At 70.7% G+C, this 26,994-nt stretch carries 28 protein-coding genes; 17 read left to right on the forward strand and 11 right to left on the reverse strand.

What is annotated here, in order from left to right:
- Window positions 1–26: 26 nt before the first annotated feature.
- Both E3T54_RS14360 and E3T54_RS14365 read right to left on the reverse strand, forming a co-directional pair.
- Window positions 27–257, reverse strand: coding sequence for a YbdD/YjiX family protein (locus E3T54_RS14360; RefSeq protein ID WP_092322515.1), 231 nt, complete (start codon window positions 255–257; stop codon window positions 27–29).
- On the reverse strand, window positions 254–2,554 hold the full coding sequence (locus tag E3T54_RS14365; protein ID WP_134476283.1) for a carbon starvation CstA family protein: 2,301 nt from the start codon (window positions 2,552–2,554) through the stop codon (window positions 254–256). The genes E3T54_RS14360 and E3T54_RS14365 overlap by 4 nt, the downstream gene beginning before the upstream one ends.
- Before the next feature lie 131 nt (window positions 2,555–2,685).
- Here E3T54_RS14365 and E3T54_RS14370 point away from each other — a divergent pair, with 131 nt between their 5' ends.
- On the forward strand, window positions 2,686–4,071 hold the full coding sequence (locus E3T54_RS14370) for a glycine--tRNA ligase (RefSeq protein ID WP_092322512.1): 1,386 nt from the start codon (window positions 2,686–2,688) through the stop codon (window positions 4,069–4,071).
- Window positions 4,072–4,282: 211 nt separating this feature from the next.
- Here E3T54_RS14370 and E3T54_RS14375 read toward each other — a convergent pair whose 3' ends face one another.
- The 3 genes from E3T54_RS14375 to E3T54_RS14385 all read right to left on the reverse strand — a co-directional run bounded on the left by E3T54_RS14375 (window position 4,283) and on the right by E3T54_RS14385 (window position 7,495).
- Window positions 4,283–5,338 (reverse strand): alcohol dehydrogenase catalytic domain-containing protein, encoded by a 1,056-nt coding sequence (locus E3T54_RS14375; RefSeq protein ID WP_134476284.1) that lies wholly within the window; start codon window positions 5,336–5,338, stop codon window positions 4,283–4,285.
- A gap of 115 nt (window positions 5,339–5,453) precedes the next feature.
- Entirely contained in the window at window positions 5,454–6,047 is a 594-nt protein-coding gene (locus E3T54_RS14380; protein WP_134476285.1) for a GNAT family N-acetyltransferase, read from the reverse strand.
- Window positions 6,044–7,495 carry a glutamyl-tRNA reductase gene (locus E3T54_RS14385; RefSeq protein ID WP_134476286.1) on the reverse strand — a complete coding sequence of 484 codons (1,452 nt, stop codon included), beginning with the start codon at window positions 7,493–7,495 and terminating at the stop codon, window positions 6,044–6,046. The genes E3T54_RS14380 and E3T54_RS14385 overlap by 4 nt, the downstream gene beginning before the upstream one ends.
- A 52-nt stretch (window positions 7,496–7,547) precedes the next feature.
- Here E3T54_RS14385 and hemE point away from each other — a divergent pair, with 52 nt between their 5' ends.
- The 12 genes from hemE to E3T54_RS14445 all read left to right on the forward strand — a co-directional run bounded on the left by hemE (window position 7,548) and on the right by E3T54_RS14445 (window position 18,241).
- A complete protein-coding gene (gene hemE, locus E3T54_RS14390; RefSeq protein ID WP_134476287.1) occupies window positions 7,548–8,705 on the forward strand; it encodes a uroporphyrinogen decarboxylase in 1,158 nt (385 codons plus the stop codon).
- 5 nt (window positions 8,706–8,710) lie between these two features.
- Window positions 8,711–10,345 (forward strand): NAD(P)/FAD-dependent oxidoreductase, encoded by a 1,635-nt coding sequence (locus E3T54_RS14395; protein ID WP_134476288.1) that lies wholly within the window; start codon window positions 8,711–8,713, stop codon window positions 10,343–10,345.
- A gap of 69 nt (window positions 10,346–10,414) precedes the next feature.
- Complete coding sequence (locus E3T54_RS14400; RefSeq protein ID WP_134476289.1) at window positions 10,415–10,903, forward strand: hypothetical protein; 489 nt, start codon at window positions 10,415–10,417, stop codon at window positions 10,901–10,903.
- A gap of 26 nt (window positions 10,904–10,929) precedes the next feature.
- Window positions 10,930–11,346, forward strand: a complete 417-nt coding sequence (locus E3T54_RS14405; protein ID WP_134476290.1) for a phage holin family protein — start codon at window positions 10,930–10,932, stop codon at window positions 11,344–11,346.
- The gene (locus E3T54_RS17630; protein ID WP_134476291.1) at window positions 11,336–11,713 is read left to right on the forward strand and encodes a DUF3618 domain-containing protein; all 378 of its coding nucleotides are present in this window, start codon (window positions 11,336–11,338) and stop codon (window positions 11,711–11,713) included. The genes E3T54_RS14405 and E3T54_RS17630 overlap by 11 nt, the downstream gene beginning before the upstream one ends.
- A 43-nt stretch (window positions 11,714–11,756) precedes the next feature.
- The gene (hemQ, locus tag E3T54_RS14415; protein WP_134476292.1) at window positions 11,757–12,509 is read left to right on the forward strand and encodes a hydrogen peroxide-dependent heme synthase; all 753 of its coding nucleotides are present in this window, start codon (window positions 11,757–11,759) and stop codon (window positions 12,507–12,509) included.
- Entirely contained in the window at window positions 12,509–13,621 is a 1,113-nt protein-coding gene (locus E3T54_RS14420; RefSeq protein ID WP_166804932.1) for a ferrochelatase, read from the forward strand. Before hemQ ends, E3T54_RS14420 begins: the two co-directional genes overlap by 1 nt.
- The gene (gene hemC, locus E3T54_RS14425; RefSeq protein ID WP_134476293.1) at window positions 13,618–14,583 is read left to right on the forward strand and encodes a hydroxymethylbilane synthase; all 966 of its coding nucleotides are present in this window, start codon (window positions 13,618–13,620) and stop codon (window positions 14,581–14,583) included. The genes E3T54_RS14420 and hemC overlap by 4 nt, the downstream gene beginning before the upstream one ends.
- A complete protein-coding gene (locus E3T54_RS14430) occupies window positions 14,580–15,374 on the forward strand; it encodes a uroporphyrinogen-III synthase (RefSeq protein ID WP_241977244.1) in 795 nt (264 codons plus the stop codon). Before hemC ends, E3T54_RS14430 begins: the two co-directional genes overlap by 4 nt.
- A 104-nt stretch (window positions 15,375–15,478) precedes the next feature.
- The gene (gene hemB, locus E3T54_RS14435; RefSeq protein ID WP_134476294.1) at window positions 15,479–16,468 is read left to right on the forward strand and encodes a porphobilinogen synthase; all 990 of its coding nucleotides are present in this window, start codon (window positions 15,479–15,481) and stop codon (window positions 16,466–16,468) included.
- Window positions 16,465–17,802, forward strand: coding sequence for a glutamate-1-semialdehyde 2,1-aminomutase (gene hemL, locus E3T54_RS14440; protein WP_134476295.1), 1,338 nt, complete (start codon window positions 16,465–16,467; stop codon window positions 17,800–17,802). Before hemB ends, hemL begins: the two co-directional genes overlap by 4 nt.
- A 94-nt stretch (window positions 17,803–17,896) precedes the next feature.
- Window positions 17,897–18,241 carry a hypothetical protein gene (locus E3T54_RS14445; RefSeq protein WP_134476296.1) on the forward strand — a complete coding sequence of 115 codons (345 nt, stop codon included), beginning with the start codon at window positions 17,897–17,899 and terminating at the stop codon, window positions 18,239–18,241.
- A 67-nt stretch (window positions 18,242–18,308) separates the two neighbouring features.
- Here E3T54_RS14445 and E3T54_RS14450 read toward each other — a convergent pair whose 3' ends face one another.
- From E3T54_RS14450 to E3T54_RS14470, 5 genes are all read right to left on the reverse strand, one after another.
- A complete protein-coding gene (locus E3T54_RS14450; protein ID WP_134476297.1) occupies window positions 18,309–18,704 on the reverse strand; it encodes a DUF1304 domain-containing protein in 396 nt (131 codons plus the stop codon).
- Between the two features lie 106 nt (window positions 18,705–18,810).
- A complete protein-coding gene (locus tag E3T54_RS14455; RefSeq protein WP_134476298.1) occupies window positions 18,811–19,653 on the reverse strand; it encodes an ABC transporter permease in 843 nt (280 codons plus the stop codon).
- Window positions 19,653–20,552: an ATP-binding cassette domain-containing protein gene (locus tag E3T54_RS14460; RefSeq protein WP_092322483.1), complete on the reverse strand. Its 900-nt coding sequence runs from the start codon at window positions 20,550–20,552 to the stop codon at window positions 19,653–19,655. Before E3T54_RS14460 ends, E3T54_RS14455 begins: the two co-directional genes overlap by 1 nt.
- A gap of 48 nt (window positions 20,553–20,600) precedes the next feature.
- On the reverse strand, window positions 20,601–21,827 hold the full coding sequence (locus E3T54_RS14465) for a cysteine desulfurase-like protein (protein WP_134476299.1): 1,227 nt from the start codon (window positions 21,825–21,827) through the stop codon (window positions 20,601–20,603).
- A 96-nt stretch (window positions 21,828–21,923) separates the two neighbouring features.
- A complete protein-coding gene (locus E3T54_RS14470; protein WP_134476300.1) occupies window positions 21,924–22,853 on the reverse strand; it encodes a rhodanese-related sulfurtransferase in 930 nt (309 codons plus the stop codon).
- Between the two features lie 252 nt (window positions 22,854–23,105).
- Here E3T54_RS14470 and E3T54_RS17440 point away from each other — a divergent pair, with 252 nt between their 5' ends.
- Together E3T54_RS17440 and E3T54_RS14480 are read left to right on the forward strand one after the other, a co-directional pair.
- Window positions 23,106–23,258, forward strand: coding sequence for a hypothetical protein (locus tag E3T54_RS17440; RefSeq protein WP_241977245.1), 153 nt, complete (start codon window positions 23,106–23,108; stop codon window positions 23,256–23,258).
- Window positions 23,259–23,328: 70 nt separating this feature from the next.
- Complete coding sequence (locus E3T54_RS14480; protein ID WP_241977246.1) at window positions 23,329–24,393, forward strand: alpha/beta hydrolase; 1,065 nt, start codon at window positions 23,329–23,331, stop codon at window positions 24,391–24,393.
- A 40-nt stretch (window positions 24,394–24,433) separates the two neighbouring features.
- On the opposite strand, the gene E3T54_RS14485 is transcribed toward E3T54_RS14480, so the two are convergent.
- On the reverse strand, window positions 24,434–25,072 hold the full coding sequence (locus E3T54_RS14485; protein WP_092322477.1) for a LysE family translocator: 639 nt from the start codon (window positions 25,070–25,072) through the stop codon (window positions 24,434–24,436).
- Window positions 25,073–25,146: 74 nt separating this feature from the next.
- Here E3T54_RS14485 and E3T54_RS14490 point away from each other — a divergent pair, with 74 nt between their 5' ends.
- Window positions 25,147–26,682 (forward strand): MmgE/PrpD family protein, encoded by a 1,536-nt coding sequence (locus tag E3T54_RS14490; protein WP_134476301.1) that lies wholly within the window; start codon window positions 25,147–25,149, stop codon window positions 26,680–26,682.
- Window positions 26,682–26,994 (forward strand): isocitrate lyase/phosphoenolpyruvate mutase family protein (locus tag E3T54_RS14495; protein ID WP_174844433.1); only part of this gene is annotated, 313 nt, incomplete at its 3' end. The genes E3T54_RS14490 and E3T54_RS14495, both read left to right, overlap by 1 nt.

Consider the following 26,994-nt stretch of genomic DNA (forward strand, 5'->3'; position numbering starts at 1 on the left):
GCCGACCGCGCACGGCGGGGACGCCCTCAGCAGCAGCGGTTCTGCGGGTTCTTCTGCTGCCGGTCGGTCTGGTCGCGCCAGAACTGGCGCTCGGTCATCACGGGCTCTCCGATGCCGCAGGTTCCGGCCTCCGCCCCGCCGTGGGTCGCCGCGTGGTGCGCGACGTACTTGTCGTAGGCGTCCTCGCCGAGCACGCCCCGGACGAACCAGGCGATTCCCCTGGCGCCGGTGCGTACCGCGGCGAGGACATCCCTCATCGGCCGGACCGGGCTGCCCTCGGCAGAAGAGCCGCCTTCAGCTCAGCGGCCTGTGCGTCCCACTGGACCTCGAGCTCCTTCTCGGCTGCGGTCGGCACGAACGCGGCCGGGCCGAAGATCCGGGACTGCACGGCCGGATCCTCGTCGGTCGTGCTCGAGCCCGAGCGGTACGCCTTCCAGGTGGCGACGATCGCGGTGGCGATGACGATGATGGCGAGTGTGACGAAGAGGATCGAGAGCAGCCCCTGCACCATCGTGTTGCGCACGACGGCCTCCATAGCCTGCACCGTCGGGGCGGCGCCGAAGCTGGTCTCCCCGGCCGCGAGGGCGTCCGAGAACGCCTTGTTCTGCGCGAAGTAGCCCACGTTCGGGACGGTCGAGAAGATCTTCAGGAACGACGCATAGATGGTCACGACGGCGGCGAACGAGAGGGGCAGGGCCACGATCCACAGGTAGCGGAAGTTGCCGCGCTTGGCGATGATGGCCATCGAGACGGCCAGCGCGATCGCAGCCAGCAGCTGGTTGGCGATGCCGAACAGCGGGAAGAGCGTGTTGATCCCGCCGAGCGGGTCGGTCACGCCCATCAGCAGCACGGCGCCCCACGCCCCCACCATGACCGCGGTGGCGAGCCAGGCGCCCACGCGCCAGGAGGTGTCCTTGAACTTCGGGAAGAAGTTGCCCAGGCTGTCCTGCATCATGAACCGGGCGACCCGGGTGCCGGCGTCGACGGCGGTGAGGATGAACAGCGCCTCGAACATGATGGCGAAGTGGTACCAGAACGCCATCATCCCGGTGCCGCCGGCCACCTGCTGCATGATGTGCGCCAGCCCGACGGAGAGGGTCGGCGCCCCACCGGTGCGGGAGACGATCGATTCCTCGCCGACATTCTTCGCCGTCTGCGTGAGCATGTCGGGGGTCAGGTTGACGCCGGTCAGGCCCAGGCTGTTGACGAAGGCGACGGCGCCCTCGACCGTACCGCCGGTGAGGGCGACGGGGGAGTTCATGGCGAAGTAGATCCCGCGGTCGATCGACAGCGCGGCGACGAGAGCCATGATCGCAACGAAGGACTCCATCAGCATGCCGCCGTAGCCGATGAACCGGGTCTGGCGCTCCTTCTGGACGAGCTTGGGCGTGGTGCCGGATGCGATCAGCGCGTGGAATCCGGACAGCGCGCCGCAGGCGATCGTGACGAAGAGGAACGGGAAGAGCGAACCGCTGACCACGGGACCGCCGGCCGCCGCGAACTCACTGACCGCGGGAACGTTGATCTCCGGCCGCACGATGACGATCGCGACGGCCAGCATCAGGATCGTGCCGATCTTCATGAAGGTGGAGAGGTAGTCCCGCGGGGCCAGCAGCAGCCAGACCGGCAGGATCGCGGCGATGAAGCCGTAGATGATGATGCCCCAGGCGATCGTGACCTTGTCGAGAAGGAAGAAGGCCGAACCCCATTCGGTGCCGGCGATCATCCCGCCGCCGATGATGGCGGCGATCAGCAGCACGAAACCGATGATCGAGACCTCGGTCACCTTGCCCGGCCGGAAGAAACGCAGGTAGACGCCCATCAGCAGGGCGATCGGGATGGTCATCGAGACCGAGAAGACGCCCCAGGGGCTCTCCGCCAGCGCGTTGACGACGACGAGGGCGAGGATGGCCACGATGATGACCATGATCACGAGGGTCGCGACGAGGGCGGCGGTGCCGCCGATGACGCCGAGCTCGTCCCTGGCCATCTGGCCGAGGGAGCGGCCGCCGCGGCGCATGGAGAAGAACAGGATCAGGTAGTCCTGCACTGCTCCGGCGAGGATGACGCCGACGATGATCCAGATCGTGCCGGGCAGGTAGCCCATCTGGGCGGCCAGGACCGGGCCGACGAGCGGGCCGGCGCCGGCGATGGCGGCGAAGTGGTGCCCGAAGAGCACTCGACGGTCGGTGACGGCGTAGTCCTTGCCGTCGGCCTTGTATTCGGCCGGGGTCGCCCGGCGGTCGTCGGGCCGCAGCAGGTGCTTCTCGATGAAGCGGGAGTAGAAGCGGTAGGCGATCAGGTAGGTGGCGACGGCCGCGAAGACGAACCAGGCCGCGTTGACGGTCTCGCCGCGAACCACGGCGAGCATGACCCAGCTGACGGCGCCGACGAGGGAAATACCTGCCCAGAGTGCAATTTTGGCGGGAGTCCAGTTGCGGCGCTCGGCCTCGAGGACGCTCTCCTCCACGGCCACGGGCAGTCGATCCGGGACCAGTTGCAGACCGGTGGAATCCTCGTTCGCATCCTTCGATGATCTCGGCGTCGTGCTCATTTTCGCTCCCTCGAGAACCCGCGGCTGGCTGCGGACTTCCTCGGCAACGCTAGCAGCAGGGCGTTCGGGCGCCGGACGAGCGCCTAAAATGGGGCTTTCCCTCCTTTTCCTTCCCGACCATTGGAGCCACCGTGGCCGCACTCTCCCGTCTTGATTCCGTCATCGCCCTCGCCCGCCACCGCGGGTTCGTCTTCCAGGCCGGTGAAATCTACGGCGGATCCCGGTCCGCCTGGGACTACGGACCGCTCGGGGTTGAGCTCAAGGAGAACATCAAGAGGCAGTGGTGGCGCACCATGGTCACCGGGCGCGAGGACGTCGTCGGGCTCGATTCATCCGTCATCCTGCCCAAGCAGGTCTGGGAGGCATCCGGCCACGTCGAGGTCTTCAGCGACCCGCTGGTCGAGTGCACCAGCTGCCACAAGCGCTTCCGCGCCGACCACCTCGAGGAGGAATTCGAGGAGAGGAAGGGCCGCGCCGCCGAGGGAGGACTCGACGGCATCCCCTGCCCGAACTGCGGCAACCGCAACACCTGGACCGAGCCGCGTGCCTTCTCCGGCCTGCTCAAGACCTACCTCGGCCCGGTCGACGACGAATCCGGGCTGCACTACCTGCGCCCGGAGACCGCGCAGGGCATCTTCGTGAACTTCGCCAACGTGCTGCAGGCGGCGCGGATGAAGCCGCCGTTCGGGATCGGCCAGACCGGCAAGAGCTTCCGCAACGAGATCACGCCCGGAAACTTCATTTTCCGCACCCGCGAGTTCGAGCAGATGGAGATGGAATTCTTCGTCGAGCCCGGCACGGACGAGGAATGGCACCAGTACTGGATCGACACGCGGCTGGCCTGGTACACCGGTCTCGGCATCAATCCCGAGAACCTGCGCCTCTTCGAGCACCCGCAGGAGAAGCTCTCCCACTACTCCAAGCGCACCGTGGACATCGAGTACCGTTTCGGTTTCACCGGCAGCGAGTTCGGCGAGCTCGAGGGTGTGGCGAACCGCACCGACTTCGACCTGAAGACGCACGCGGCGGCATCCGGCAAGGACCTCTCGTACTTCGACCAGACGAAGAACGAGCGTTGGGTTCCCTTCGTGATCGAGCCGGCCGCCGGGCTGACCCGCTCGCTGATGGCGTTCCTCGTGGACGCGTACCACGAGGAGGAAGTGCCCAACGCGAAGGGCGGCGTGGACAAGCGCACCGTGCTCAAGCTCGACCCGCGCCTCGCTCCGGTCAAGGTCGCCGTGCTGCCGCTGTCGCGCAACGAGGCCCTCTCGCCGATGGCCAAGACCCTTGCGGCCCGGCTGCGCGAGTCCTGGAACGTGGACTTCGACGACGCCGGCGCGATCGGACGCCGCTACCGCCGGCAGGACGAGATCGGCACCCCGTACTGCGTCACGGTCGACTTCGACTCGCTCGAGGACCAGGCCGTCACCGTGCGCGACCGCGACACCATGGCGCAGGAGCGCATCCCGCTCGACAAGCTCGACGCCTACCTCGCCGAGCGCCTCCGCGGCGCTTAGCAGGACCCGCTCGACCCTGAACCCCGCGCCTCGTCCGCGGCGTTTCCGTGGTGGCGAACTCAGGAGAATCCGTAGTTCGGTGGGCTGCCGCCGCGGAATGGCGCGGCCGATCCGCGTGGCCGTGCGGTTTCTCCTGAGTTCGCCACCACAACTGCCCACAACTGCCTCAACCGCGGGCCGGAACCGCGGCGACGGCGGTGAAGCGGAGGAGTCAGGAGCGGGCGGGGCGGGACACTTCGATCAGGGTGACGCCCGCGGCGGGGGTCGCGGCCGACATCGCGGCCAGGGCGGCGGGGGCCTCGTCGAGGGTGATTCTCGTGCTGATCAGGTCTTGCGGTCGCAACCGGCCGGAGGCGACGAGCGCGAGAAGCTCGGAGTAGTCGTGGGCGGGCATCCCGTGGCTGCCGAGCACGGTGAGTTCCCGCGCGATGACGAGGCCCAGAGGAACCCGAGGGTCTGTGGGCAGCAGCCCGATCTGCACGTGCCGCCCGCGGATGGCGAGCGAACGGATGGCGATGCCCACGGTGTTCTCCCGGCCGAGGGCCTCGACCGTGACCTCCGCGCCGTCGGGGGCGAGAGCGCGGATGCGCGCGACGACCTCGACGTCGGAGAGTCCGGCGGAGTTGACGGTGTGCGCGGCTCCCACCCGCGACGCTGCGTCGAGAGCCGCGGCGCTGATGTCGACGGCGATCACGACCGCGCCGAGGGCCCGGCCGATCATCACGGCGGAGAGTCCCACCCCGCCGCAGCCGACGACCACGAGCGTCTCGCCGGCGGCCAGCCGGGCCTGGTGCACGAGCCCGCGGTAGGAGGTCGCGAACCGGCAGCCGAGCAGGGCGGCCGCGCCGGCATCCAGGTCGCCCGGCAGGGCAATGAGGTTGACGTCGGCGTTGTGCAGCGCGACCAGCTCGGCGTACGAGCCCCAGTGGGTGAACCCCGGCTGGGTCTGGTTCCGGCAGACCTGGCCGTTGCCGCTCGCGCACTCGGGGCAGTCGCCGCACGCGCAGACGAAGGGCACGGTCACCCGCTGGCCGACCGAGAAGCGGCGCACATCGGGACCGACCGCCTCGATCACCCCGACCAGTTCGTGCCCGGGGACATGCGGCAGGGCGATGTCGGGATCGTGCCCCATCCAGCCGTGCCAGTCGCTGCGGCAGAGGCCCGTCGCCTCGACGCGCACGATGACGCCCGCCGGGCTCGGCACCGGGTCCGGCACCTCGCGCACCTCGGGCAGGATGCCGAATTCTTCGAAGTAGACCGCTCGCATCCGCCCATGCTCGCAGACGGCGCCCCGTGCCGAAAATCCCCGTTCCTGCCGAGAGTCGCCGGTGCAACGGCCATTCTCGGCAGAAACGGCGAGTCTCGGCGACGAGCAGGCGCAGCTAGCGCGCGTCACCCCACTCGCGATCCAGGATCGCGAACACGGCGAGGTCGCTCCACTCACCCTTGAAGATCTCGTTCTCGACGAAGATCCCCTCCAGCCGCATGCCCAGTCGCCGGCACAGCGCCACGGATGGCGTATTCCTGGGGTCGACCTCGGCGAAGACCCGATGGGCACCGATCTCGGTGAAAACGAACTCGAGCACGCGGGCCGCCTCGGTTGCGTAGCCCCGGCCGTGGCGGATCGGGTGGAACACCCAGCCGATCGACACCTGGGCGTTCACGGCGCTCTGGAGGAAGATGCTCAGGTCGCCGATCACCGGGCCGGGCTCCCCGTCCGGGCCCGGCAGCTCCGCCGCGAGGATGATCGCGTCCTTGTCGTTGGCCAGGCGAGTGAAACCGGCCCGCTTCAGGGTGTGCTCGCGGGATTCCTCCCGGTCGCGCAGCGGCCACGGCAGGTAGCGCACCGCCTCCGGCAGGGACTGGTAGGAGAAGACGTCGTCCGCGTCGGCTTCGGTCAGCGGGCGCAGCAGCAGGCGGTCGGTGCGGATCGCATGCGCGTCGACGGGCAGTGTGGCGCCGACGGACCTGGTCACGAGGCCGCGGTGCCCGCGTCCGGGGCGGAGTCCGGCGTGGCCTCCTGGCCGGCCTGCGCCGTTCCCGCGGCCGGCAGGGAGACCTGGATGCCGAACAGGGCGTCGAGGCCGGTCAGGAACGACTCCTGCTCCCCGGCACGGGCGAGGGAGCGCGATCGCACCATCGGCGTGTGCAGCAGCACCCCGGCAAGGTGTCGAAGCGCCGCTTCGGTCTGCTCGCTCGCATCGCCGCGGCCGCGCGCCCGCTCGATTTCGGCGTCGAGGATGTCGAAGACGTAGCTGCGCAGCGCCACGACAGCCGGGGCCAGGCTCTGCTCCTCGGTGACGGCCGTGAACTTCCGGGCGGCCCTGGTCACGAGTTGTCGTGCCTCGCTGGTGCTGTTCAGCTCTTCGAGCGGGGCATGGATGCGGATGGTCTCGAGGTCGAGGAGTTCGATGCCGGGTACGAGGCTGACGTCAGGGTCGACGTTGCGGGGCAGCCCGAGGTCGATGATGAGCTGGCGCGGAGCGTCGATCGCGGCAGCCGGCCGGTCGGCGTCCCCGACGGCATCCGCAGCGGCATCCGCAGCGGCGACCCCGGCGGCATCGGCCGGGCTCGCGAGGAGAGTGACGCCGTCCTGCAGGGCCTCGCGTTCGGTCAGGAGCGCCCGTCCGGCGCCGAGAAGGGCGGCATCGATCACGTGGTGGTCGACGGTCGTGCAGGTGAGGATGAGGTCGCACTCGGCCGCTTCGCGGGCGAACGCGAGTTCGGGGACGGCGTCGATGCCGTGCGACCTGGCGAACTTCAGGGCCCGGCCGGACGGCGAGTAGACCCGAACGTTCTCGGCTCCGAGGTCGCGCAAAGCGGCGAGCGAGGCGCCGGCGTAGCGTCCGGTTCCGACCAGAAGCACCCGGGTCTCTGCCCAGTCGCTCACTCGGCTTTCGGCCAGCTCGAGGGCGAGGCGCACGAGAGAGCGCCCGGCCGCGCCGATGCCGGTGCGGTTCTTGACACCGCGGGAGGTCTGCGAAGCGCGCTGGAACAGGCGCTCCAGCTCACCGCTGGTGGTGCCGTGCGCGCGAGCCTGCTCGAGGGCGCGACGCACCTGCCCGGCAATCTCCCCCTCGCCGACGACGACGGATTCAAGGCCGCTGGTCACGGCGAACAGGTGCTCGGCGACGCCGTTGCCGTGCACGAGGTCGAGGGTGTCGCGGAGCGTGTCTGCGGCCACGCCGGTGCTGGCGCTGATCGCCTCGATGGCGGCGGAGACGGCCGGCAGTGGGGAGACCCCGAACGGCTCATCGAGGTCGAGGTAGGCCTCGAACCGGTTGCAGGTGGCGACGATGACGGCTCCGCTGAGGGAGGTGTGGCGCTCGAGCATCCGGTCCGCGGAGGCGCTGGCGCCGACGGACAATTTCTCCAGCACATCGAAGCTGGAGTTCTTGTGACTCGCGGACAGACAAATCAGCACGTCCTCGATTCTACGTCGGGTCGCCGAACCCCCGGAATCGTTACGTCGATGGATGTTTGACAGAATCGAAGGTGTGAACCTCGACGCGCAGCATCCCCTCTCCTCCGGCCAGACCGCCGGCTCCCGCCTCATCCGTGCCTACCAGGGCACCCGGCCCGATGTGACCCCGGTCTGGTTCATGCGCCAGGCGGGCCGTTCGCTGCCCGAATACCGCGAACTTCGCGTCGGCACGCGGATGCTCGACGTCTGCCTCGACCCGGAGCTGGCCAGCGAAATCACGCTGCAGCCGGTGCGCCGCCACGGCGTCGACGCGGGGATCTTCTTCAGCGACATCGTCGTCCCGCTCAAGCTCGTCGGCGTCGACGTCGAGATCGTGGCCGGCAAGGGCCCGGTCCTCGGCACGGCGACGCGCACGGCGAAAGATGTCGCGGCGCTCACCTCCCTCGACCCGGCCATCCTCGACGACGCCCTGGCACCGATCTCCGAGGCGGTCGCCCGCACGGTCGCCGAGCTCGGCGGCACCCCGCTGATCGGTTTCGCCGGGGCGCCGTTCACCCTCGCCGCCTACCTCGTCGAGGGGGGGCCGTCGAAGGATCACATCCACGCCCGCACGCTCATGCACGCGGACCCCGAGGCCTGGGCGGCGCTGATGGACTGGACGGCCGAGGTGACCGGCCGGTTCCTCCGCGCCCAGGTGCTCGCCGGAGCCAGCGCCGCGCAGCTGTTCGACTCCTGGGCCGGCGCGCTCTCACTCGAGGACTACGCGGCCTACGTCGCCCCCGCCTCTGCGCAGGCGATCTCGCACGTGCGCGACCTCACCTACATCGAGCGCACGCCGGACGAAGCCGCCGACCCGACCGAGATCCGTCGCAACGTGCCCGTCGTGCACTTCGGCGTGGGCACCGGCGAGCTGCTCAAGGAGATGCACGGCATCGGTGCTGACGTCGTCGGCGTCGACTACCGGATCCCGCTGGACGAGGCCAACCGCCGGCTCGGCGGCGTCGTTCCGATCCAGGGCAACGTCGACCCCGCGCTCCTCGCAGCGCCGTGGCCAGTGCTCGAGGCTCACCTGCGCGACGTGCTCGAGCGCGGTCGCCTGGCGCCGGCGCACGTGCTCAACCTCGGCCACGGCGTCCCGCCGGAAACCGACCCGGACGTGCTGACCCGGATCGTGGGCTTCGTGCACGAGCACAGCGCAGCATCCGCCTGACCGACATGAGCGAAGCGGAAGGCGCCGGCCTGCGGGACGTCCTGGTCATCGGCGGGGGAGTGGCCGGCCTGGTCGCGGCCCGGGCCTGCGCGCACGTCGGGCTGCGCGTGACCGTGCTCGAGGCAACGGATGCCGTCGGCGGCGCGGTCGCCGGCCACGAGGTTGCCGGGCTGACCCTCGACAGCGGTGCCGAAAGCTTCGCCGTGCGGCGGAACACGGTGGCCGAGTTCATCGACGGGCTGGGACTGTCCGGCGAGGTCATCGCCCCGAACCCGGCCGGCGCCTGGCTCCACCTGCCCGCGAACGGCTCGGCACCCGGGTCGTTGAGCGTGCCGCTGCCCCGGGCCGGCGTGCTCGGCATCCCCGGCTCCCCGCTGGCCGACGACGTGCGCCGGGTGATCGGCTGGGGCGGCGCCTGGCGCGCCTACCTCGACCGGCTCATGCCCGTGCTGAAGATCGGCCGCGAGCACAGCCTCGGCGAGCTAGTGGAGAAACGGATGGGCCGACGCGTGCTCGACCGGCTCGTCGAGCCCGTGGCGGGCGGGGTCTATTCGGCCTCCGCCGCCGACCTCGAGGTCGATCTGGTCGCCCCCGGCCTGAATGCGGCGCTCACCACCGCCGGCTCGCTCTCCGGGGCCGTGACCGCGATGCGCGCCGCGGCGCCGGCCGGCTCGGCCATCGGGGGGCTTCGCGGCGGGATGTCGCGGCTCGTCGACGCGTTGCTCGCCGACCTCGACCACTACGGAGTCGACGTGCGCACCGGCTCGCCGGTCACCGCCCTCGCACGCACCGGCGGCGCGGCCGGAAGCGAGAAAGGAAGCGAGGCGGGAAGCGAGCAGGAACCGACCTGGACGGTGACGCTGGCCGCCCCCGCCGCCCCCGCCGCCGAAGGGGCCGCCGCCGCTCTCCCCGCCGCTCCGGCCGCCGAAGGGGCCGCCGCCGCTCTCCCCGCCGCTCCGGCCGCCGAAGGGGCCGCCGCCGCTCTCCTCGGCGCTGCCACTGCCACCGGATCGACCCTGGAGGGCCGCTTCGTGATCATCGCGACCCCCGGCGCGCAGGCCCTCCGCCTGCTCGCCGGCGTCACGCCCGAAGCCGCGGCGCTCGCCGAACTCGACTGGCCGCGTCCGGCCGCCGTCGAGCTTGCGACGATCGTCATCGACGCCCCGGCCCTCGACGAGCACCCTCGCGGCACCGGCGTGCTCGTGGGGGCGGGTACCCCCGGTGTCACGGCGAAGGCGCTGACCCACGTCAGCGCGAAGTGGGCCTGGGTGGCCGAGGCCGCCGGCCCCGGACGGCACGTCCTGAGGTTGTCCTACGGCCGGGCCGGGCAGGAGAGCCCCGTCGCCCACCTCTCCGACGACGAGCTCAGGGACCTCGCCGTGCGCGACGCCTCGGCGCTGCTGGGCGTCGACCTCGACCCCGCCGCGGTGCGGGGGTTCGCCCGAACCGTTTGGGGTGACGCCCTCTCACCCGCGACCATCGGCGCAGCGGGCCGTGTGCGCCGGGTGCGCGAGACCCTCGAGGCGATCCCGGGGATCGACATCACCGGCGCCTGGCTGGCCGGGACGGGCCTGGCCTCCGTGATCCCGGATGCCCTCGCCGCGTCCTCCCGGGTGCGGCACGCCGCGCTCGGTCTCTGATCCACCGCGGCCGGGCTGGACAACCGGGCTACGCTGGTGCACACGTGAAAGTCGACGAATGGAGTGACAATGCGGGGAAAGCTTCTGTTCATCACCGGCGGACTGGTCGGATACGTGCTGGGCGCGCGTGCTGGGCGCCAGCGCTATGAGCAGATCGCCGCGTCGGCGAAGGATCTGTGGAACGCCAAGCCGGTGCAGCGCCGCGTGACCGAGGTGCGCGATTTCGCCCTCGAGGCCGTCGGCGACGTGCCGTCGGTGCTCTTCGAGGCCGGCAAGAAGGTCTTCACGCAGGTCCAGGACAAGGCCCAGGAGAAGTCCGCCAAGTCCGCCAAGTCCGCGAGGTCCGCCAAGTCCGCCAGGTCCGCCGGGGCTCAGCCGGCGCCGTCCGAGTCGGCCTCCGCCGCCCGCACCGCCGCGGCGGTCAAGGTGGCCGAGGCGGGCGCAACAACGGACGCAACAGCGGGCCCCACGACGGGCGCCAAGTCCCGTCCGGCCAAGCCGGCAGCCAAGCCGGCAGCCAAGCCGGCTACGAAGCCGTCCGAGTCGTCCGCCAACTAGCCGCCACCGGCGGGGGAGGGACTTCCATGAGCACCAGTGGATTCAACCCGAAGACGAAAAAATCAGTGTTCGTGCTGCTCGGAGAGCTGCCCGGACAGATCAGCAGCCTGGTCAGGGCGGAACTCAACGCCTTCAAGGCCGAGATGGCCGGCAAGGCCAGGAACGTCGGCATCGGGCTTGGACTCTTCGCCGTCGCGGGCGTCTTCGCCTTCTTCGCGACCGGCGTGCTCATCGCGCTCGCGGTGATCGCGCTGGCCCTTGTCCTGCCGCTGTGGCTGGCCACGCTGATCGTGGGCTTCGGGCTGCTGTTGATCGCGGTGGTCCTTGTCCTGATCGGCGTGAACCGGGTCAAGAAGGGCACGCAGAGCGACCCGGAGGGCGTGACCGCGAGCATCCGAGCCGACGTCGATGCGTTGAAGGGAGTGGGCGACTATGAGCACTGAGCCGACAGCGAGGCCGACTGCGAGGCCGACTGCGAGGCCGACAGCGAGGCCGTCCGCGAGTGCCGGGCCGTCCACGAGCACCGCACCGAAGGTTGTCCCCGGAAACGCCACGCCCCCGGCCCACGGCAAGACCGAGTTGCGCGCCGAGGCCGTGCGCGCCCGCGCCGAGTTGGCGTCGACGCTCGACGCCCTCGAGTACAAGCTCAACCTGCCTAAGCGGGCGCACAGAGCCCAGGCGCGGATGGCGCAGCGCCTCCGCCAGCTGGGCGAAGACAACCCGGCCGCGCTGCTGGGCCTTGCCGCTGCAGCCGCCGCTGTGGCCGGCGCCGTGGTCTGGATCGGGGCCAGGTCGGTCCTCAAGCGCTGAGCTGCTTTTGGCTCTGGCCGCAAAGCGGTAGAGACTAGTGGTTATGACTCACCCGGCTGCCGGAGAGGCAGTAGACACGACCCAGCCCGCCACCCACACCGAGAGCGATGCCCCCGTGGCATCACCGCAGGGGTTCACCCTGTTCACGGTGCTGCGGAAGGATCCGCGCAACCCCGACGACCTCGACGGTCATGACGTTCCGCGTGCCGTGAACGAACTCGACGACGTCGTGGCGCTCGTCGAAGCCGAGGGCGTGACCGTGCGCGGGTTCTACGACGTGTCGGGCCTTCGAGCCGACGCGGACCTGATGATCTGGACCCACGCCGCCGAAGCGGAGTCCCTGCAGTGGGCCAACCGGGAACTGCGCCGCAGCCGCCTGCTCAAGAGCCTGCTCCCCACCTGGAACGCCATGGGCGTGCACCGCGACGCCGAGTTCAACAAGAGCCACGTGCCCGGATTCCTGCGGGGGGTCGAGCCCAAGGGCTGGCTCACCGTCTATCCGTTCGTGCGCAGCTACGAGTGGTACCTCCTGCCGGAGGCCGAGCGCAGCAAGATGCTCGCGGACCACGGGCGCAAGGGCGCTGCGTTCCGCGGCGCCATCGCCAACACCGTCTCCTCCTTCGCTCTCGGAGACTACGAGTGGCTGCTGCCGATCGAATCCGACGAGCTCACCGAATTGGTGGACCTGATGCGGGAGCTGCGCAACACCGAGGCGCGCCGCCATGTCCGCGAGGAAGTCCCGTTCTACACGGGTCGGCGCATCACGACGGCCGAGCTCGTCGAGGTGCTGCAGTAGTGACCGCTTACGACGCCATTGTGCTCGCCGGTTTCGGCGGGCCGGAGGGCCAGGACGACGTCATCCCGTTCCTGCGCAACGTCACCCGCGGCCGCGGCATCCCGGAGGAACGCCTCGAAGAGGTGGCCAAACACTACCGCCACTTCGACGGCATCAGCCCGATCAACAGCCAGAACCGCGTGCTCAAGGCCTCGCTCGAGGCCGAGCTGGCACGCCGCGGGATCGACCTGCCGGTGCTCTGGGGCAACCGCAACTGGAACCCGTACCTGCGCGACGTGATCGCCGAGGCGCACGCCAACGGCCGGAACAGGCTGCTGGCCATCGCCACCAGCGCGTACAGCTCCTACTCCGGCTGCCGCCAGTACCGCGAAGACTTCGCGGAGGCCCTGGCCGTCACCGGGCTCGAGGGCACGGTGCACATCGACAAGGTGCGCCAGTTCTTCGACCACCCCGGTTTCGTCACACCGTTCATCACCGGCGTCCGAAAGGGCCTCGCGGATGTCGCGGCGGCCATTCCCGGCATCGACCTCGTCACCGAGGTCGAAGTGCTGTTCTCGACCCACTCGATCCCGATGACGGATGCCGCAAAGAGCGGGCCGGCCGAACGCGGCTTCGGGCCGGAAGGCGCCTACGCGGCGCAACACCTCGCCGTCGCGCACGCCGTGATGGCCGGGGCCTCCGTGGCCGAGCCCGTCGAGACCCCCTGGCAGCTCGTCTACCAGTCCCGCAGCGGGCCGCCGAGCATGCCGTGGCTGGAGCCCGACATCAACGACGCCATCGCGCTGCTGCCGGCCCGGGGCATCCGCGCCGTCGTGATCGTGCCGCTCGGTTTCGTGAGCGACCACATGGAGGTCATGTGGGACCTCGACAACGAGGCCACCGAGTCGGCCGCGGAACACGGGCTTTTCTCGGTTCGGGTGCCGACCCCCGGCGTTGATCCCGCGTTCGTGAGCGGCCTGATCGACCTCGTGCTCGAACGGCTGAATGACGCGCCGGTGGCCGAGCGGCCCGCGCTGACGGAGCTCGGTCCCTGGTACGACGTGTGCCGGCCGGGCTGCTGTGAGAACGTTCGGCTGGGCTTCAAGCCCGCCGTCGCGGGGATGGCACCGTGAACGCGGCGAACGCCGCACTCCGGGTCGGAACCCGCGGCAGCGCCCTCGCCCTGGCGCAGACCACGGCGATCGCGAACCGCATCGGGGCCCTGGCCGGCGCGCCCGTCGACATCATCCCGATCACCTCGCACGGCGACACCAGCCGAGAATCCCTGTCGAGCCTCGGTGGAACCGGCGTCTTCGCCAGCGCCCTGCGGGAGTCGCTGCTCGCCGGAGACTGCGACCTGATCGTGCACTCGCTCAAGGACCTGCCCACCGGCGCGCACCCGGGCCTCGCCATCGGCGCCACGCCGAAGCGAGCGGATGCCCGCGACGTGCTCTGCGCCCGCGACGGCTTGACCCTCGCCACCCTGCCCGTGGGCGCCAGGGTCGGCACCGGCTCGCCGCGCCGCGCCGCGCAGCTTCGGTCGCTCCGGCCCGACCTCGAGGTCGTCGACATCCGCGGCAACGTGGACACCCGGCTTGCCCGGGTCGGCGAGGGTGACCTCGACGCCGTCGTGCTCGCCGCCGCGGGCCTCGGCCGCCTGGGCCGCCTCGACCAGCTTGCCCCCGAGTTCCTCGAGCTGTCGGCGTGGCCGACCGCCCCCGGCCAGGGCGCCCTGGCCATCGAGGTCCGGGAGGGCAAGGCCGACCGCCGGCTCGCCGAAGCCCTCGCCGCGATCAACCACGGCGGAACGCAGGCGACGACGGCCGCCGAGCGGCTCGTGCTCGCCCGCCTCGAGGCCGGCTGCGCGGCTCCGATCGGCGCGACGGCCGTTGTCGACGACGGACTGCTCTTCCTCACCGCCACCGTCTACAGCCCCGACGGCACCCGGAAGGTCACCAGTTCCCACGCTGCGACCCCCGAGTCCCACTCCGCCTACCACCTGGTCGAGGCCGCGAAAGACGTGGCCGAACGCGCGTCCCGCGAGCTGCTGGCCGGCGGCGCGGCCGAGTTCGCCCCGCTGAAGGGGACATCGTGATCACCCGGCATCACCCGACCCGGCCGATCGAGGTCAAGCCGCTCGCCGGCTGGCGAGTGCTCGTGCCCCGCGGCGGGCCTTGGGGCGACCAGGTCGCCGCGAAGCTGCGCGCGCAGGGCGCCCAACCCATCGTCGCCCCGATGATCAACTTCGCGCCGACCGACGACGCGCCCGCCCTCGAGGCCGCACTCGCCCGCCTCGCGGAGGGCGGCTTCGACTGGATGACGGTCACGAGCGCGACGACCGTCGACGTGCTCACCTCGCACCGCGCCGTCGTCGCCCCCGGCACACGCATCGCCGCGGTCGGCGAGACCACGGCCGCCGCGCTGGTCGCGGCCGGCTACCGGGTCGACATCGTCCCGTCCGAAGACAACTCGGCGCGCGGACTGCTCGAGGAGTGGGAGGCCGCCACCAACGGCGTGATCCCGCTGCGCATCCTGGCCCTGCGCTCCGAAATCGCCAAACCCCTGCTCAGCGTGGGTCTGCGCCGCATCGGCCACGACGTCGAGTCGGTCGTGGCCTACCGCACCATCGGGGTCCCGGTCGACGAACGTGTGGTCGCGGATGTCGCGGCCGGACGGGTGCGGGCCTTGCTCGTCACCTCCGGCAGCGTTGCCCAGCAGGTCCAGGAGCAGCTCGGGCCGGTCCCGGCGGAGACCCTGGTCGCCTGCATCGGCCCGCGCACGGCGAAGGATGCCGCCGCCCTCGGCCTTCGCGTCGACGTGGTCGCCGACCATCGCAGCGCCGAGTCCCTCATCGAGGCGCTCGTGCACGCCGCGCGCTCCCACTGAAACCCCGCCCCTCCCCTCGCCGAACTGTGAGTTTGGCACCTTCCCGGACTCCGGGAAGGTGCCAAACTCACAGTTCGGCGGGTAGGGCGACGTAGGGTTGAGGGGTGATTAGCCCCGTCATCCGCCCGCGACGCCTGCGCGCCAACCCCGCGCTCCGCCGCCTGGCCAGCGAAACCCGCCTCCACCCCGCCGACCTCGTGCTCCCGATGTTCATCCGGGAGGGCGCGACCGAGCCGCTGCCGATCCGGTCGATGCCGGGCGTCGTGCAGCACAGCCTCGACAGCGCCCGGCGTGCGGCGGCGGATGCCGCGGCCGCCGGCATCGGCGGAGTCATGCTGTTCGGAGTGCCCCTGGTCCGCGACGCGGTCGGATCCGGCGCGACCGATCCCGACGGCATCCTCAATGTCGCCACCCGCGCGATCGCCGACGAGGTGGGCGACGCGCTGGTCGTGCAGACCGACCTGTGCCTCGACGAATTCACCGATCACGGCCACTGCGGCGTGGTCTCCGTCGACGGCAGCGTCGACAACGACACCACCCTCGAGCGCTACCGCGAGATGGCGCTCGTGCAGGCAGCCTCCGGCTCGCAGCTGCTCGGCCTGAGCGGGATGATGGACGGCCAGGTCGCCGCGGTCCGGGACGCCCTGGACGGCTCGGGTTTCGTCAACACCGTGGTGCTCGCCTACTCGGCCAAGTACGCCTCGGCGTTCTACGGTCCCTTCCGCGACGCCGTCGAGTCCACGCTCGAAGGCGACCGCCGCAGCTACCAGCTTGACCCGGCCAACCGCCGCGAGGGCGTGCGAGAAGCGCAGCTCGACATCGACGAGGGCGCCGACATCGTCATGGTCAAGCCCGCCGGCAGCTACCTCGACGTGCTCGCCGATGTCGCCGCGATGAGCAGTATTCCCGTCTGGGCATACCAGGTGTCCGGCGAGTACGCGATGATCGAGGCCGCCGCGGCCAACGGCTGGATCGACCGCCGGCGCGCGGTCGAAGAGTCGATCCTCAGCATCCGACGGGCCGGCGCCGACGCCGTGCTCACCTACTGGGCGGCCGAACTGGCGACCTGGCTGAACGAAAGAGGCGCCCGATGACCCACAACGACGAGCTGTTCGCCCGCGCCCAGCGGTCCATCCCCGGCGGCGTCAACTCGCCCGTGCGCGCCTTCCGCTCGGTGGGCGGCACCCCGCTCTTCCTGGTCAGGGCGGCCGGCGCGTACGTCACCGACTCGGACGGGCGCGACTACGTCGACCTCGTCTGCTCATGGGGCCCGGCGATCCTCGGCCACGCGCATCCGGATGTCGTCAAGGCGGTGCAGGATGCCGCGGCGCTCGGTCTCTCCTTCGGCGCCTCGACCCCGGCCGAAACGGAACTGGCCGAGCTGGTCAAGGGCCGTGTCGGCGCCGTCGACAAGCTCAGGCTCGTCTCGACCGGGACCGAGGCCACCATGAGCGCCATCCGGCTGGCCCGCGGGTTCACGGGTCGTGACCTGCTGATCAAGTTCGCCGGGCACTACCACGGGCACTCGGACGGGCTGCTGGCTGAGGCCGGCTCCGGCCTGGCCACCCTCGCCATGCCCGGCTCGGCCGGCGTGACGGCGGCCACCGCAGCCCAGACCCTCGTGCTGCCCTACAACGACATCGGCGCCGTGCGCGCCGCGTTCGCGAAGCACCCCGACCGGATCGCCGCCGTGATCACGGAGGCAGCAGCCGCCAACATGGGAGTCGTCGCCCCCGACCCCGGCTTCAACGCCGAATTGGCCGCGCTCGTGCGCGAGCAGGGTGCGCTGCTCATCCTGGACGAGGTGCTGACCGGGTTCCGGGTCGGCCCGGCCGGCTATTGGGGCCTCGAGAATGAGGGCCTCGCAGCCGAGGCCGAGGGCAGCTACGCCCCGGACCTGTTCACCTACGGCAAGGTGATCGGCGGCGGGCTGCCGGTCGCCGCGCTCGGCGGACGCGGCGACGTGATGGACCACCTCGCGCCAGCCGGCCCGGTCTACCAGGCGGGCACGCTCTCCGGCAACCCGGTGGCCGTTGCCGCCGGCATCGCCACGCTGAAGGCGGCCGACGCGGGCGTGTACGCGCGCCTCGATGCGGCATCCGCGATCATCTCCGAGGCGGTCTCGGCGGCCCTCGGGGCCGAGGGCGTCGCCCACCGCGTTCAGCGGGCGGGCAACCTGTTCAGCTTCGTCTTCGGCGAGGAGGCGGTGAGAACGGCACCCCGCACCTACGCCGAGGTGCAGCGCCAGGATGCGTTCCGGTACGCGCCGTTCTTCCACTCGATGCTGGACTCCGGCGTGTCGTTGCCGCCGTCGGTGTTCGAGGCCTGGTTCGTCTCGGCCGCGCACGACGACACGGCCGTCGGGCGCATTCTCGACGCGCTTCCCGCCGCGGCGAAGGCCGCTGCCGCGGCGCGCCCGAAGGCGTAAGCACGAGGCAGCGCGTCCATCGCCGGCCCGGGCGTTACGGCTTTGTGAGGTTTCCACAAGCCGAAACCCCCGGCGACCGGGCAGACTGGGGGGCATGGCTTCCCTGCGCGTGCACCCTGACCGGCTGGAGATCCACCTGACCCCTGCGGAGAGGACCCTCTCCCTTCGGCGCGACGACATCGTCGTGCAGCGGGAGAACATCCGGTCCGTGGCCATCACGGATGACCCGTGGATCTGGATCCGCGGCATCCGTGCCCCGGGCATCGAGGTGCCGCTCATCCTGGCGGTGGGTACCTGGAAGTTCCACGGCGGTAAGGACTTCCTCGCGATCAAGGGCAAGCGCCAGGCCGTGGTGATCGACCTCGTGGACGAAGAATTCGCCCGCGTCGTGCTCTCCACCAGCCATGCCGGTGACCTGATCGCCTCGCTCAAGATTTAGGGCGTCTCCCGCCAGGGCGTCTGCCGCGGCCGCCTCGACCCGGCCGCCTCGACCCGGCCGCCTCGACCTAGCCGGTCGAGACCGAACCCAGCAGGAACAGCGCGAAGCCGATCAGCGGCAGCGTGCCCTGGATCAGCGCGGCCCGCAGGTACCCTCCGCCGGTGCTCAGCAGCACGATCGCCGCCAGCACCATCGAGCCGCAGCAGAAGAGCACGAGGACGGCCCCGGCATCCGCCTCGCCGGTGAAGTACAGGAAGAGGCCGAGCGCCGCGCCGACGCCGAGGAACAGGTTGTAGAAGCCCTGGTTGTACGCCAACGGCCGGGTCGTGTTCGCGTCGGCCTGGCTGGTCAGGCCGAACCGTCGCCAGGTGGAGGGCCGGGTCCACCAGACGCTCTCCAGCAGGAAGATGAAGCCGTGCAGCACGGCGGCAAGGGCGACGAAGACCGCGGCGGCGATGACCATGCGGGCAGCATAAACCCGTCGCGCCTGCAGTTGAGATGCGGACAACGTACCTTCCCCAGCGCCGCGAAGGTCGTTTGTCCGCAACTCAGTGCTCGAAAGCTCCGTTCTAGGTGACGTCGCGCTTCCAGCTCACGAAGTACCCGCCCGCGGTGGCCCAGGCGGCGTAGGCCAGCAGCACGAGCCCGCCCTGCCACCAGTCGAGGGCCACGGCCGCCGTGGCCGTCGGGTTCATCCCGGTGAAGATGCTGGCTCCGACGAGTGCGTCGGAGGCGGCCCCCGGCAGGAACTGCGCGATCTGCGCGGTCCAGTCGAGGAAGGACGAGGCGAGCCGCAGCAGGGGCTCGACGAACTGGGTGAACGCCAACACGATCACGATCGAGGCGACCTGGCTGGGCACGAGGGCGCCGAGCCCGACGCCGATGATCGCCCACAGCCCCATGGCGAGCAGGGTGCGCCCGATGAGAGTCCAGGTTTCGCCGTCGCCGAGCAGAGGATCGACGCCGAAGGCGTTCATCACCAGGGCGCCGATGCCGACGGATGCCAGCAGAGCGACCACGCCCAGGCCCACGCCGACCACGAACAGCGTGAGGCTCTTCGCGCCGAGCACGCCCGCCCGGCGCGGAGTGGCCAGGAAGGTCGGCGTGAGCGTCTGGTGCCGGAACTCGCCGGTCGTGGCCAGGGCGCCGAGGAGCACGGGGAACACGTAACCGACCGAGGACGCGAAGCTGTAGATCAGTGGCGGGATGCTGCCGAGCGGCGGGGCGCCCTGGCCGCCGGTGCCCGCGGCGCTCGGGTCGATGGCGCCGCTCTGGAGGCCGGCGAACAGGGCCGCGAGGCCTCCGGCGAGCAGGCCGATGTAGCCGAAAAGCACGAGCGCGAGCACCCACCACATGCGTGTGGTGAGGAGCTTGGCGAATTCCGCCGAGACGGACCGGATGAAGGTGGTCATTACGAGTCCGCTCCGTTGACGAGGGCGAGGAAGGACTCTTCGAGCCCCGACTTCCGCCGGTGAAGCGCGCTGAGTTCGACGCCGGCCGAGAATGCGATGTGGCCGATCCGAGCCGGGTCGTCCGCCACGGCGACCAGGCCGCTTCGCCCGGTCGTGAAAGGCACGTCCGCTGCGCGGAGCGCGGCCGCGAGGGCTTCCCGGTCGGGCGAGTCGACGACGATGTGAGGCGTGGCGTGCGCGTCCAGGCTGGACAGCGGCCCGCGGTGCACGAGCGAGCCCCTGGCGATGATGACGACCTCGTCGACGCTCTGCTGCACCTCGGAGAGCAGGTGGGAGCTGACCAGGACCGTGCGGCCCTCGGCGGCCATGTCGCGGAGGAACCCGCGGATCCATTTGATGCCCTCGGGGTCGAGGCCGTTGATCGGTTCGTCGAGCACGAGCACGCCGGGTTCGCCGAGCAGGGTGAACGCGAGGCCGAGGCGCTGGCGCATGCCCAGGGAGAACCCGCCGACGCGGCGGTCGGCGAACTCCGCGAGGCCGACCTTTTCGAGCACGGCCATCACCCGCTCCGAGGGGAGCCCGGCGGCGATCGCGTACACGCGGAGGTGGTTCCGCGCCGTGCGGCCGGGATGGAAACTGGCCGCCTCGAGCGCCGCTCCCACCGTCTCCAGCGGTTTCGGCAGGTCGCGGTAGCGGATGCCGCCGAAGGTCGCCGTGCCCTGCGTGGAGGCGACCAGGCCGAGGAGGATCCGCAGCGTCGTGGTCTTTCCGGCCCCATTGGGGCCGAGGAAGCCCGTGACCAGCCCCGGCTGCACAGTGAACGACAGGTCGTTCACGGCCGTGACGGGGCCGAACGTCTTCGTGATGTTGCTGAACTCGATCACGGCACCGACGGGCATCCGGGTTCTCCTTTTGTCTCTCCCCAGATTAGGCCGGGCGGCCCGTGATCACCGGGAGGGCAGGCTGGTCAGCGCGAAATCCTCGAGGGCCGCGAGGAGGCGCGACACCTCGCCTTCCGTGTTGTACGGGGCGAGGCCGATCCGCAAGCCTCCCGCTTCGCCGAGCCCGAGGTGGCGGGAGGCCTCGAGGGCGTAGAACGAGCCGGCCGGGGCGAGGATGCCGCGGTCGGCCAGGAACCGCGAGGCGTCCGCGGCTACCCGGTCCGCGAAGGTGACGAGCAGGGTGGGCGTGCGTTCCGCGGCGCGCGAGTGCACGGTCGCGCCCGGGAGCGCGGCCAGCCCTTGTTCGAGCTCGGCCCGGAGCCCGTCCTCATATTCCGCCAGGGCTATGGACGACGCCACGAGGCGTTCGCGCCGGCTCCCCGCTCCGGTCGCGCCGGTTCCCAGCCCGGCGAGGAAGTCGACGGCGGCCGTCGCGCCCGCCATCAGCTCGTAGGGCAGCGTTCCCAGCTCGAACCGCTCGGGCACCTGATTGCTCGACGGGAGCAGCTTGTCGGGGTGGATCGTCTCGAGCAGCTCGGGCGCAGCGGCGAGCACACCGCAGTGCGGGCCGAGGAACTTGTACGGCGAACAGACGAAGAAGTCCGCGCCGAGGGCGCCCAGATCGACGGAGGCGTGAGCCGCGTAATGAACGCCGTCCACGTAGAGCAGCGCCCCCGCCGCGTGCACGAGCGCGGCGATCTCGGCGATCGGCGGCCGCGTGCCGATCAGGTTGGATGCGGCGGTGACGGCGACCAGGCGTGTGCGCTCGCTGAGCACAGAGGCCACTGCGGCGGCCGGAAGCTCCCCGGTCTCCGGATCGAAGTCCACCCAGCGCACCACGGCCCCAGCCCGCTCGGCTGCCTGCACCCACGGCCGGATGTTCGAATCGTGGTCGAGGCGGGTGACGACGACCTCGTCGCCGACGGCCCAGCCGGCCGACAGCGCTCGGGAGAAGTCATAGGTCAGCTGCGTGGCGCTGCGTCCGCAGACGATGCCGCCCGGGTCGGCGCCGAGCAGATCGGCCATCGCCTGGCGGAATCCGGTGACCGCGTCATCCGCGTTCCGCTCCGGCAGGCTGGCCCTGCCGCGGTTGGACAGCGGCCCGGTGAGCGCCCTGGCAATCGCCTGGCCGACCTGCAGCGGGGTCTGCGTGCCGCCGGGCCCGTCGAAATGGGCCAGGCCCGTGGCGAGGGAGGGGAAGTGGGAGCGCAGGGCTTCGACGTCGTAGGTCACCCCAGCATCACATCACAGCCCCGCCCGCGCGGGTCCCCGCCCGGCCCCGTAAGTTGCGGACAAAGTACCTTCGCGACGCGAACGAAGGGCCGCGACTCAACCTGCGATTGAGCTGGGGGAGGAGAGGGACGTTGCGTGCGCGGCGCAGGCCGGCGCGGCCTCGGCCACGCAGCCCGGGCAGACCACGAGCTGCTCCCGGCAGGACAGATCCCGGCAGTTGAGCATGTTCTTCGTCGGCTCGCCGCAGACCGCGCAGTGGCCGATCATGCTCGTGTGGTCGCTGAAGTCGACCGACATGCGCTGGTCGAAGACGTAGAGCGAGCCGTTCCAGAGTCCGTCGTCGCCGAACGCCTCGCCGTAGCGCACGATGCCGCCGTCGAGCTGGTAGACCTCGCCGAAGCCGCGCGAGGCCATCAGAGAGCTCAGCACCTCGCAGCGGATGCCGCCGGTGCAGTAGGTCACGACGGGCCTGCCCTTGAGGTGGTCGTACTTGCCGCTGTCGAGTTCGGCCACGAATTCGCGGGTGTTGGCGACATCCGGAACCACCGCGCCGGCGAACCGGCCGATCTCGGCCTCGAAGGCGTTGCGCCCGTCGAAGAACACCACGTCGTCGCCGCGTTCGGCGACCAGCTCGTGCAGCTCCGCCGGGGCGAGCTTCCGGCCGCCGCCCACCACACCGCCGGAATCCACGCTCAGTTCGCCCGGCGCGCCGAAGCTCACGATCTCCTCGCGCACCTTGACGACCAGTCGGGGGAAGTCGAGGCTCTGCCCGTCGGCGTCCAGCGCCGTGCCCTCGCTCCACTTGAAGTCGATCTGCTTGAACGCCGGGTAGTCGCGGGTCTTGCGCACGTAGCGCTTGAGGGCCTTGAGGTCGCCGCCCACCGTGCCGTTGAGCCCGTCCCGGGAGATGAGGATGCGGCCGCGGATGCCGAGCGAATCGCAGAGGTCGCGCTGCCAGAGGCGAACGGCTTCCGGGTCGGCCAGCGGGGTGAAAACGTAGTAGAGGAGGATCTTCGGGATGGCCACCGCCTCATTTTACGCGTCGCGCCTGCGAGTGAGCAGGCACGATGAGCGGCCGCCGAGCACTTCGCGGAGTGGCCACGCGGGCCTAGGCTGCCGGCATGACCACGACAGACCCGCAGTTCACCCTGTCGAGCGCCGACCTGACCGACGGGGGCCCGCTCGGAACCGCCCAGTACAACCTCCGTGCCGGGGGTGCCAACGTATCCCCACAGCTGTCCTGGTCGGGTTTCCCGCCGGAGACCAGGAGCTTCGCCGGTGCACGCCGTCAACGTCGCCGAGCTCGGCCTGGCCCCGGGTGCGACGCCGGCCGAGCTGGGCGCGGCGCTGCGGGACCATACGCTCGCGCGCGCCCTGCTGCAGGTCATCGGTGTGCACGGGGGAGCCGCCTCCGCAGCGCGCCCGGCCTGAGCTGCTCCCAGCTTGCTCACGGATGCATTGTTTACAGTGATTCTGTGATAAAGAACCGCAGCTCCGCCGCATGACCGCCCTTCCCAGCAACACCGCCCTTGCCAGCAACACCCTTCCCCGCGCAGGCCTTCCCAAAACCGTGGCCGTGACCGCCCCCCGGCCGCAGAAGCGCACGCACAAGGAAACGGCGCTGGCCCGCGTTCCGGTCTGGATGTGGCGGGCCATCATGCACCGGATCCTCCCCGGCGAGCTGCACAAGTTCAACGCCGAACCGATCGACACCGTCGACTACACCTTCGACATCGACTACGACGGCGACGGCCTCCGCGAGCACCGCCTCGACGTCCTGGTCCCCCACGACGCGGACCGTCCCCTCCCGGTCTACATCTACTTCCACGGCGGCGGCTGGACCTCCGGCGACAAGGCTCCGCTGACCAAGTACGCAGCCAGCCAGGCCGCGGACGGCATGATCGTCGTCAACGCGAACTACCGGATGGCCACCCGCTTCCAGCTCAAGCACATGCTCGAGGACGGTAACGCGGTGCTCGACTGGGTGGCGCAGAACATCGCCGACTTCGGCGGCGACCCGGCCCGGATCGTGCTCGGCGGCGACTCCGCCGGCGGCCACATCGCAGCGCTCCTCGCCGCATCCGCCTACGAACCGGAGCTGGCCGCCTACTACGGGATCGAGCCCCACGTCGCCCCGGAGAACCTCCGCGGCCTCGTGCAGCACTGCAGCATCGCCGACTTCTCGGTGATGTTCGAGCGCGGGTTCGTGCTGAGCCTGAACTTCCTGAAGATGCTGCTGCCCGAGCGCGGCCGCGGCCTCGCGCTCCGCGCCGCCGCCCGCTTCATGTCGCCGATCGAGTGGCTCGACAGCGGCTTCCCGCCGGTGTTCGTGACCACCTCGGAACGGGACTACTTCTACCGGGCGAACCTCAACTTCATCGCGGCGCTGCGGCGCCGGTCGATCCAGGTCGACACGCTCATCTACGACCGCAAGCGCGCCAACACGCACCACACCTGGCAGCAGGATGCGAAGCACCCGGAATCGCAGGAGGTCTACCGCCAGCTGGGCGCCTTCGTGCGCAAGGTCGCCCCCGCCCGGCCCCTGATGGCCGCCGCCCAGGCCTGAGCCGGCCGGCCCGGCCGCGCACGGGCCGGCAACGGCCCGGCTACGCCTTCGCGCCCGCGGCGGCCAGCACGCCGCCCAGACCGATCATCATGACGCCGCCGGTCATCGCGAGGTGCTCCATCCGCTTGGGCGAGCTGGCGAACCAGTCCCGCGCCGAGCCGGCGGCCAGTGCCCACACGCTGTCGCCGAGCAGCGCGAGCACGAGGAAGACCAGGCCGAGGGTCGCCATCTGCAGCGGCACGGCCCCGGCCCGGTAGTCGACGAACTGCGGCAGCACCGCCACGAAGAAGACGATCGACTTCGGGTTGCTCAGTCCCACGACGAACCCCTCGCTCACCAGGCGCCAGCGGGACTTCGCCCGCATGCTCACCCCGATATCGGCGGTGGCCGTGCGCCGGTGCCGGATGGCCTGGACGCCCAGGAAGACGATGTAGCCCGCGCCGACGAACTTGATGATCGTGAACAACACGATCGAGTTGGTGACGAGCGCGCCCAGCCCGAGGGCGACCGCGGCGATCACCGGCGCCATTCCGATCGCGTTGCCGAGCACGCTCAGGAAGCCGCCCACCCGGCCGAGGGCGAGCGAGCGGCCGATGACGAAAAGCACCGACGGGCCGGGCAGCGCGATCAGGGCGACGGAGGCCAGCATGAACGTCAGCAGGTTGGGCAGGGGGACCATGTTTCGATGCTAATCCAGTGCGCCGCCGCCGGACGCTTTCGCAACTCACAGCCGCAGCCGGTAGGTTTTCCCCTGTGAAGCTCCATGATGTGCGCGTCCACAGAAGCGACGAGAACCTTGCCCGCCGCGACCAGCTTGCCTGGAAGATCGCCGAGGTGGCAACCGATCCGGTAGAGGTGACCCCGGAGGTCACCGAGATGGTGATCAACCGGGTGATCGACAACGCCTCCGTGGCCGCGGCGTCGCTCACGCGGCGTCCGGTCGTGTCCGCCCGGTCGCAGGCGCTCTCCCACCCGCGGTCCATCGGCGGCGACGGAGCCAACATCTTCGGCACGGATGCCGCCATCCGGGTCTCCCCGGAATGGGCGGCCTGGGCCAACGGCGTGGCCGTGCGCGAGCTCGACTACCACGACACGTTCCTCTCGGCCGAGTACTCCCACCCCGGCGACAACATCCCGCCGATCACCGCCGCCGCCCAGCACCTCGCCGCCGAGCGCGGCCTGACCGGGCGCGACCTCGTGCGCGGGATCGCCACCGGCTACGAGATCCAGATCGACCTGGTCAAGGCGATCAGCCTGCACAAGCACAAGATCGACCACGTCGCCCACCTCGGCCCGTCGGCCGCCGCCGGAATCGGCACCCTGCTCGGCCTCGACACCGAGACCATCTTCCAGGCCATCGGCCAGGCGCTGCACACGACGACCGCCACCCGGCAGTCGCGGAAGGGCGAGATCTCCAGCTGGAAGGCACATGCCCCGGCCTTCGCCGGCAAGATGGCGATCGAAGCCGTCGACCGCGCCATGCGCGGCGAGACCAGCCCCACCCCGATCTACGAGGGCGAGGACGGCGTGATCGCCTGGCTGCTCGACGGGCCGACCGCCGCCTACCAGGTTCCGCTGCCCGAGCGCGGAGAGGCCAAACGCGCCATCCTCGACAGCTACACGAAGGAACACTCGGCCGAGTACCAGGCGCAGGCCTGGATCGACCTCGCCCGGAAGCTGCACAACCAGCACCCGGAGCTGGCCGCCCCCGGCGCGATCGCGTCGGTGGTCATCCACACCAGCCATCACACGCACTTCGTGATCGGGTCCGGCGCGAACGACCCGCAGAAGTACGACCCGACCGCGAGCCGGGAGACGCTCGACCACTCGATCCCGTATATCTTCACTGTCGCCCTGCAGGACGGCAGCTGGCACCACGTCGACTCCTACTCGCCCGAGCGCGCCGGCCGGGTCGACACCGTCGCCCTCTGGCACAGCGTGACCACGGTCGAAGACCCCGAGTGGACCCGCCGGTACCACTCGCTCGATGTCAGCGAGAAGGCCTTCGGCGGCCGCGTCGTCATCACGCTCAGCACCGGCGAGACCATCACCGACGAGATCGCGGTCGCGGATGCGCATCCGCTGGGCGCCCGTCCGTTCGGTCGTGCGGAGTACGTGAACAAGTTCCGCACCCTCGCCGCGGACGTGCTCGAGGCGGACGAGATCGAGCGGTTCCTCGACCTCGCACAGCGCCTGCCCGAGCTGAACGCCCACGACATCGGCCAGCTGACGATCGTCGCCAGGCCCGGGCTGCTCGCCGCCGCGCCCATGCCGAAGGGGCTCTTCTAATGCTCTACGCCGCCGTCACCGCCGCCGAGAAGCGCGTGAACCTGCGGGCCGGGCTCGCCAGCGGCACGATCCAGCGCTTCCCCGGCGCCTTCAACCCGCTCTCGGCGAAGCTGATCCAGGCCAAGGGTTTCGAGGGCGTGTACATCTCCGGCGCGGTGCTCTCGGCCGACCTGGGCCTGCCCGACATCGGTCTGACCACGCTGACCGAGGTCGCCGGCCGGGCGCAGCAGATCGCCCGGATGACCGACCTGCCGGCGATCGTCGATGCCGACACGGGCTTCGGCGAGCCGATGAACGTAGCGCGCACGATCC

It is taken from the genome of Cryobacterium sp. Sr8, from assembly GCF_004403225.1.
Lineage (GTDB): Bacteria > Actinomycetota > Actinomycetes > Actinomycetales > Microbacteriaceae > Cryobacterium > Cryobacterium psychrotolerans.

What these genes read in the sequence shown, in the direction of transcription:
- E3T54_RS14360 (WP_092322515.1), bottom strand. Translation starts at nt 257, where the DNA reads ATGAGGGATGTCCTCGCCGCGGTACGCACCGGCGCCAGGGGAATCGCC.
- E3T54_RS14365 (WP_134476283.1), bottom strand. Translation starts at nt 2,554, where the DNA reads ATGAGCACGACGCCGAGATCATCGAAGGATGCGAACGAGGATTCCACC.
- E3T54_RS14375 (WP_134476284.1), bottom strand. Translation starts at nt 5,338, where the DNA reads ATGCGAGCGGTCTACTTCGAAGAATTCGGCATCCTGCCCGAGGTGCGC.
- hemE (WP_134476287.1), top strand. Translation starts at nt 7,548, where the DNA reads ATGTTTGACAGAATCGAAGGTGTGAACCTCGACGCGCAGCATCCCCTC.
- E3T54_RS14395 (WP_134476288.1), top strand. Translation starts at nt 8,711, where the DNA reads ATGAGCGAAGCGGAAGGCGCCGGCCTGCGGGACGTCCTGGTCATCGGC.
- E3T54_RS14400 (WP_134476289.1), top strand. Translation starts at nt 10,415, where the DNA reads ATGCGGGGAAAGCTTCTGTTCATCACCGGCGGACTGGTCGGATACGTG.
- E3T54_RS14405 (WP_134476290.1), top strand. Translation starts at nt 10,930, where the DNA reads ATGAGCACCAGTGGATTCAACCCGAAGACGAAAAAATCAGTGTTCGTG.
- E3T54_RS17630 (WP_134476291.1), top strand. Translation starts at nt 11,336, where the DNA reads ATGAGCACTGAGCCGACAGCGAGGCCGACTGCGAGGCCGACTGCGAGG.
- hemQ (WP_134476292.1), top strand. Translation starts at nt 11,757, where the DNA reads ATGACTCACCCGGCTGCCGGAGAGGCAGTAGACACGACCCAGCCCGCC.
- hemL (WP_134476295.1), top strand. Translation starts at nt 16,465, where the DNA reads ATGACCCACAACGACGAGCTGTTCGCCCGCGCCCAGCGGTCCATCCCC.
- E3T54_RS14445 (WP_134476296.1), top strand. Translation starts at nt 17,897, where the DNA reads ATGGCTTCCCTGCGCGTGCACCCTGACCGGCTGGAGATCCACCTGACC.
- E3T54_RS14450 (WP_134476297.1), bottom strand. Translation starts at nt 18,704, where the DNA reads ATGGTCATCGCCGCCGCGGTCTTCGTCGCCCTTGCCGCCGTGCTGCAC.
- E3T54_RS14455 (WP_134476298.1), bottom strand. Translation starts at nt 19,653, where the DNA reads ATGACCACCTTCATCCGGTCCGTCTCGGCGGAATTCGCCAAGCTCCTC.
- E3T54_RS14460 (WP_092322483.1), bottom strand. Translation starts at nt 20,552, where the DNA reads ATGCCCGTCGGTGCCGTGATCGAGTTCAGCAACATCACGAAGACGTTC.
- E3T54_RS14480 (WP_241977246.1), top strand. Translation starts at nt 23,329, where the DNA reads ATGACCGCCCTTCCCAGCAACACCGCCCTTGCCAGCAACACCCTTCCC.
- E3T54_RS14485 (WP_092322477.1), bottom strand. Translation starts at nt 25,072, where the DNA reads ATGGTCCCCCTGCCCAACCTGCTGACGTTCATGCTGGCCTCCGTCGCC.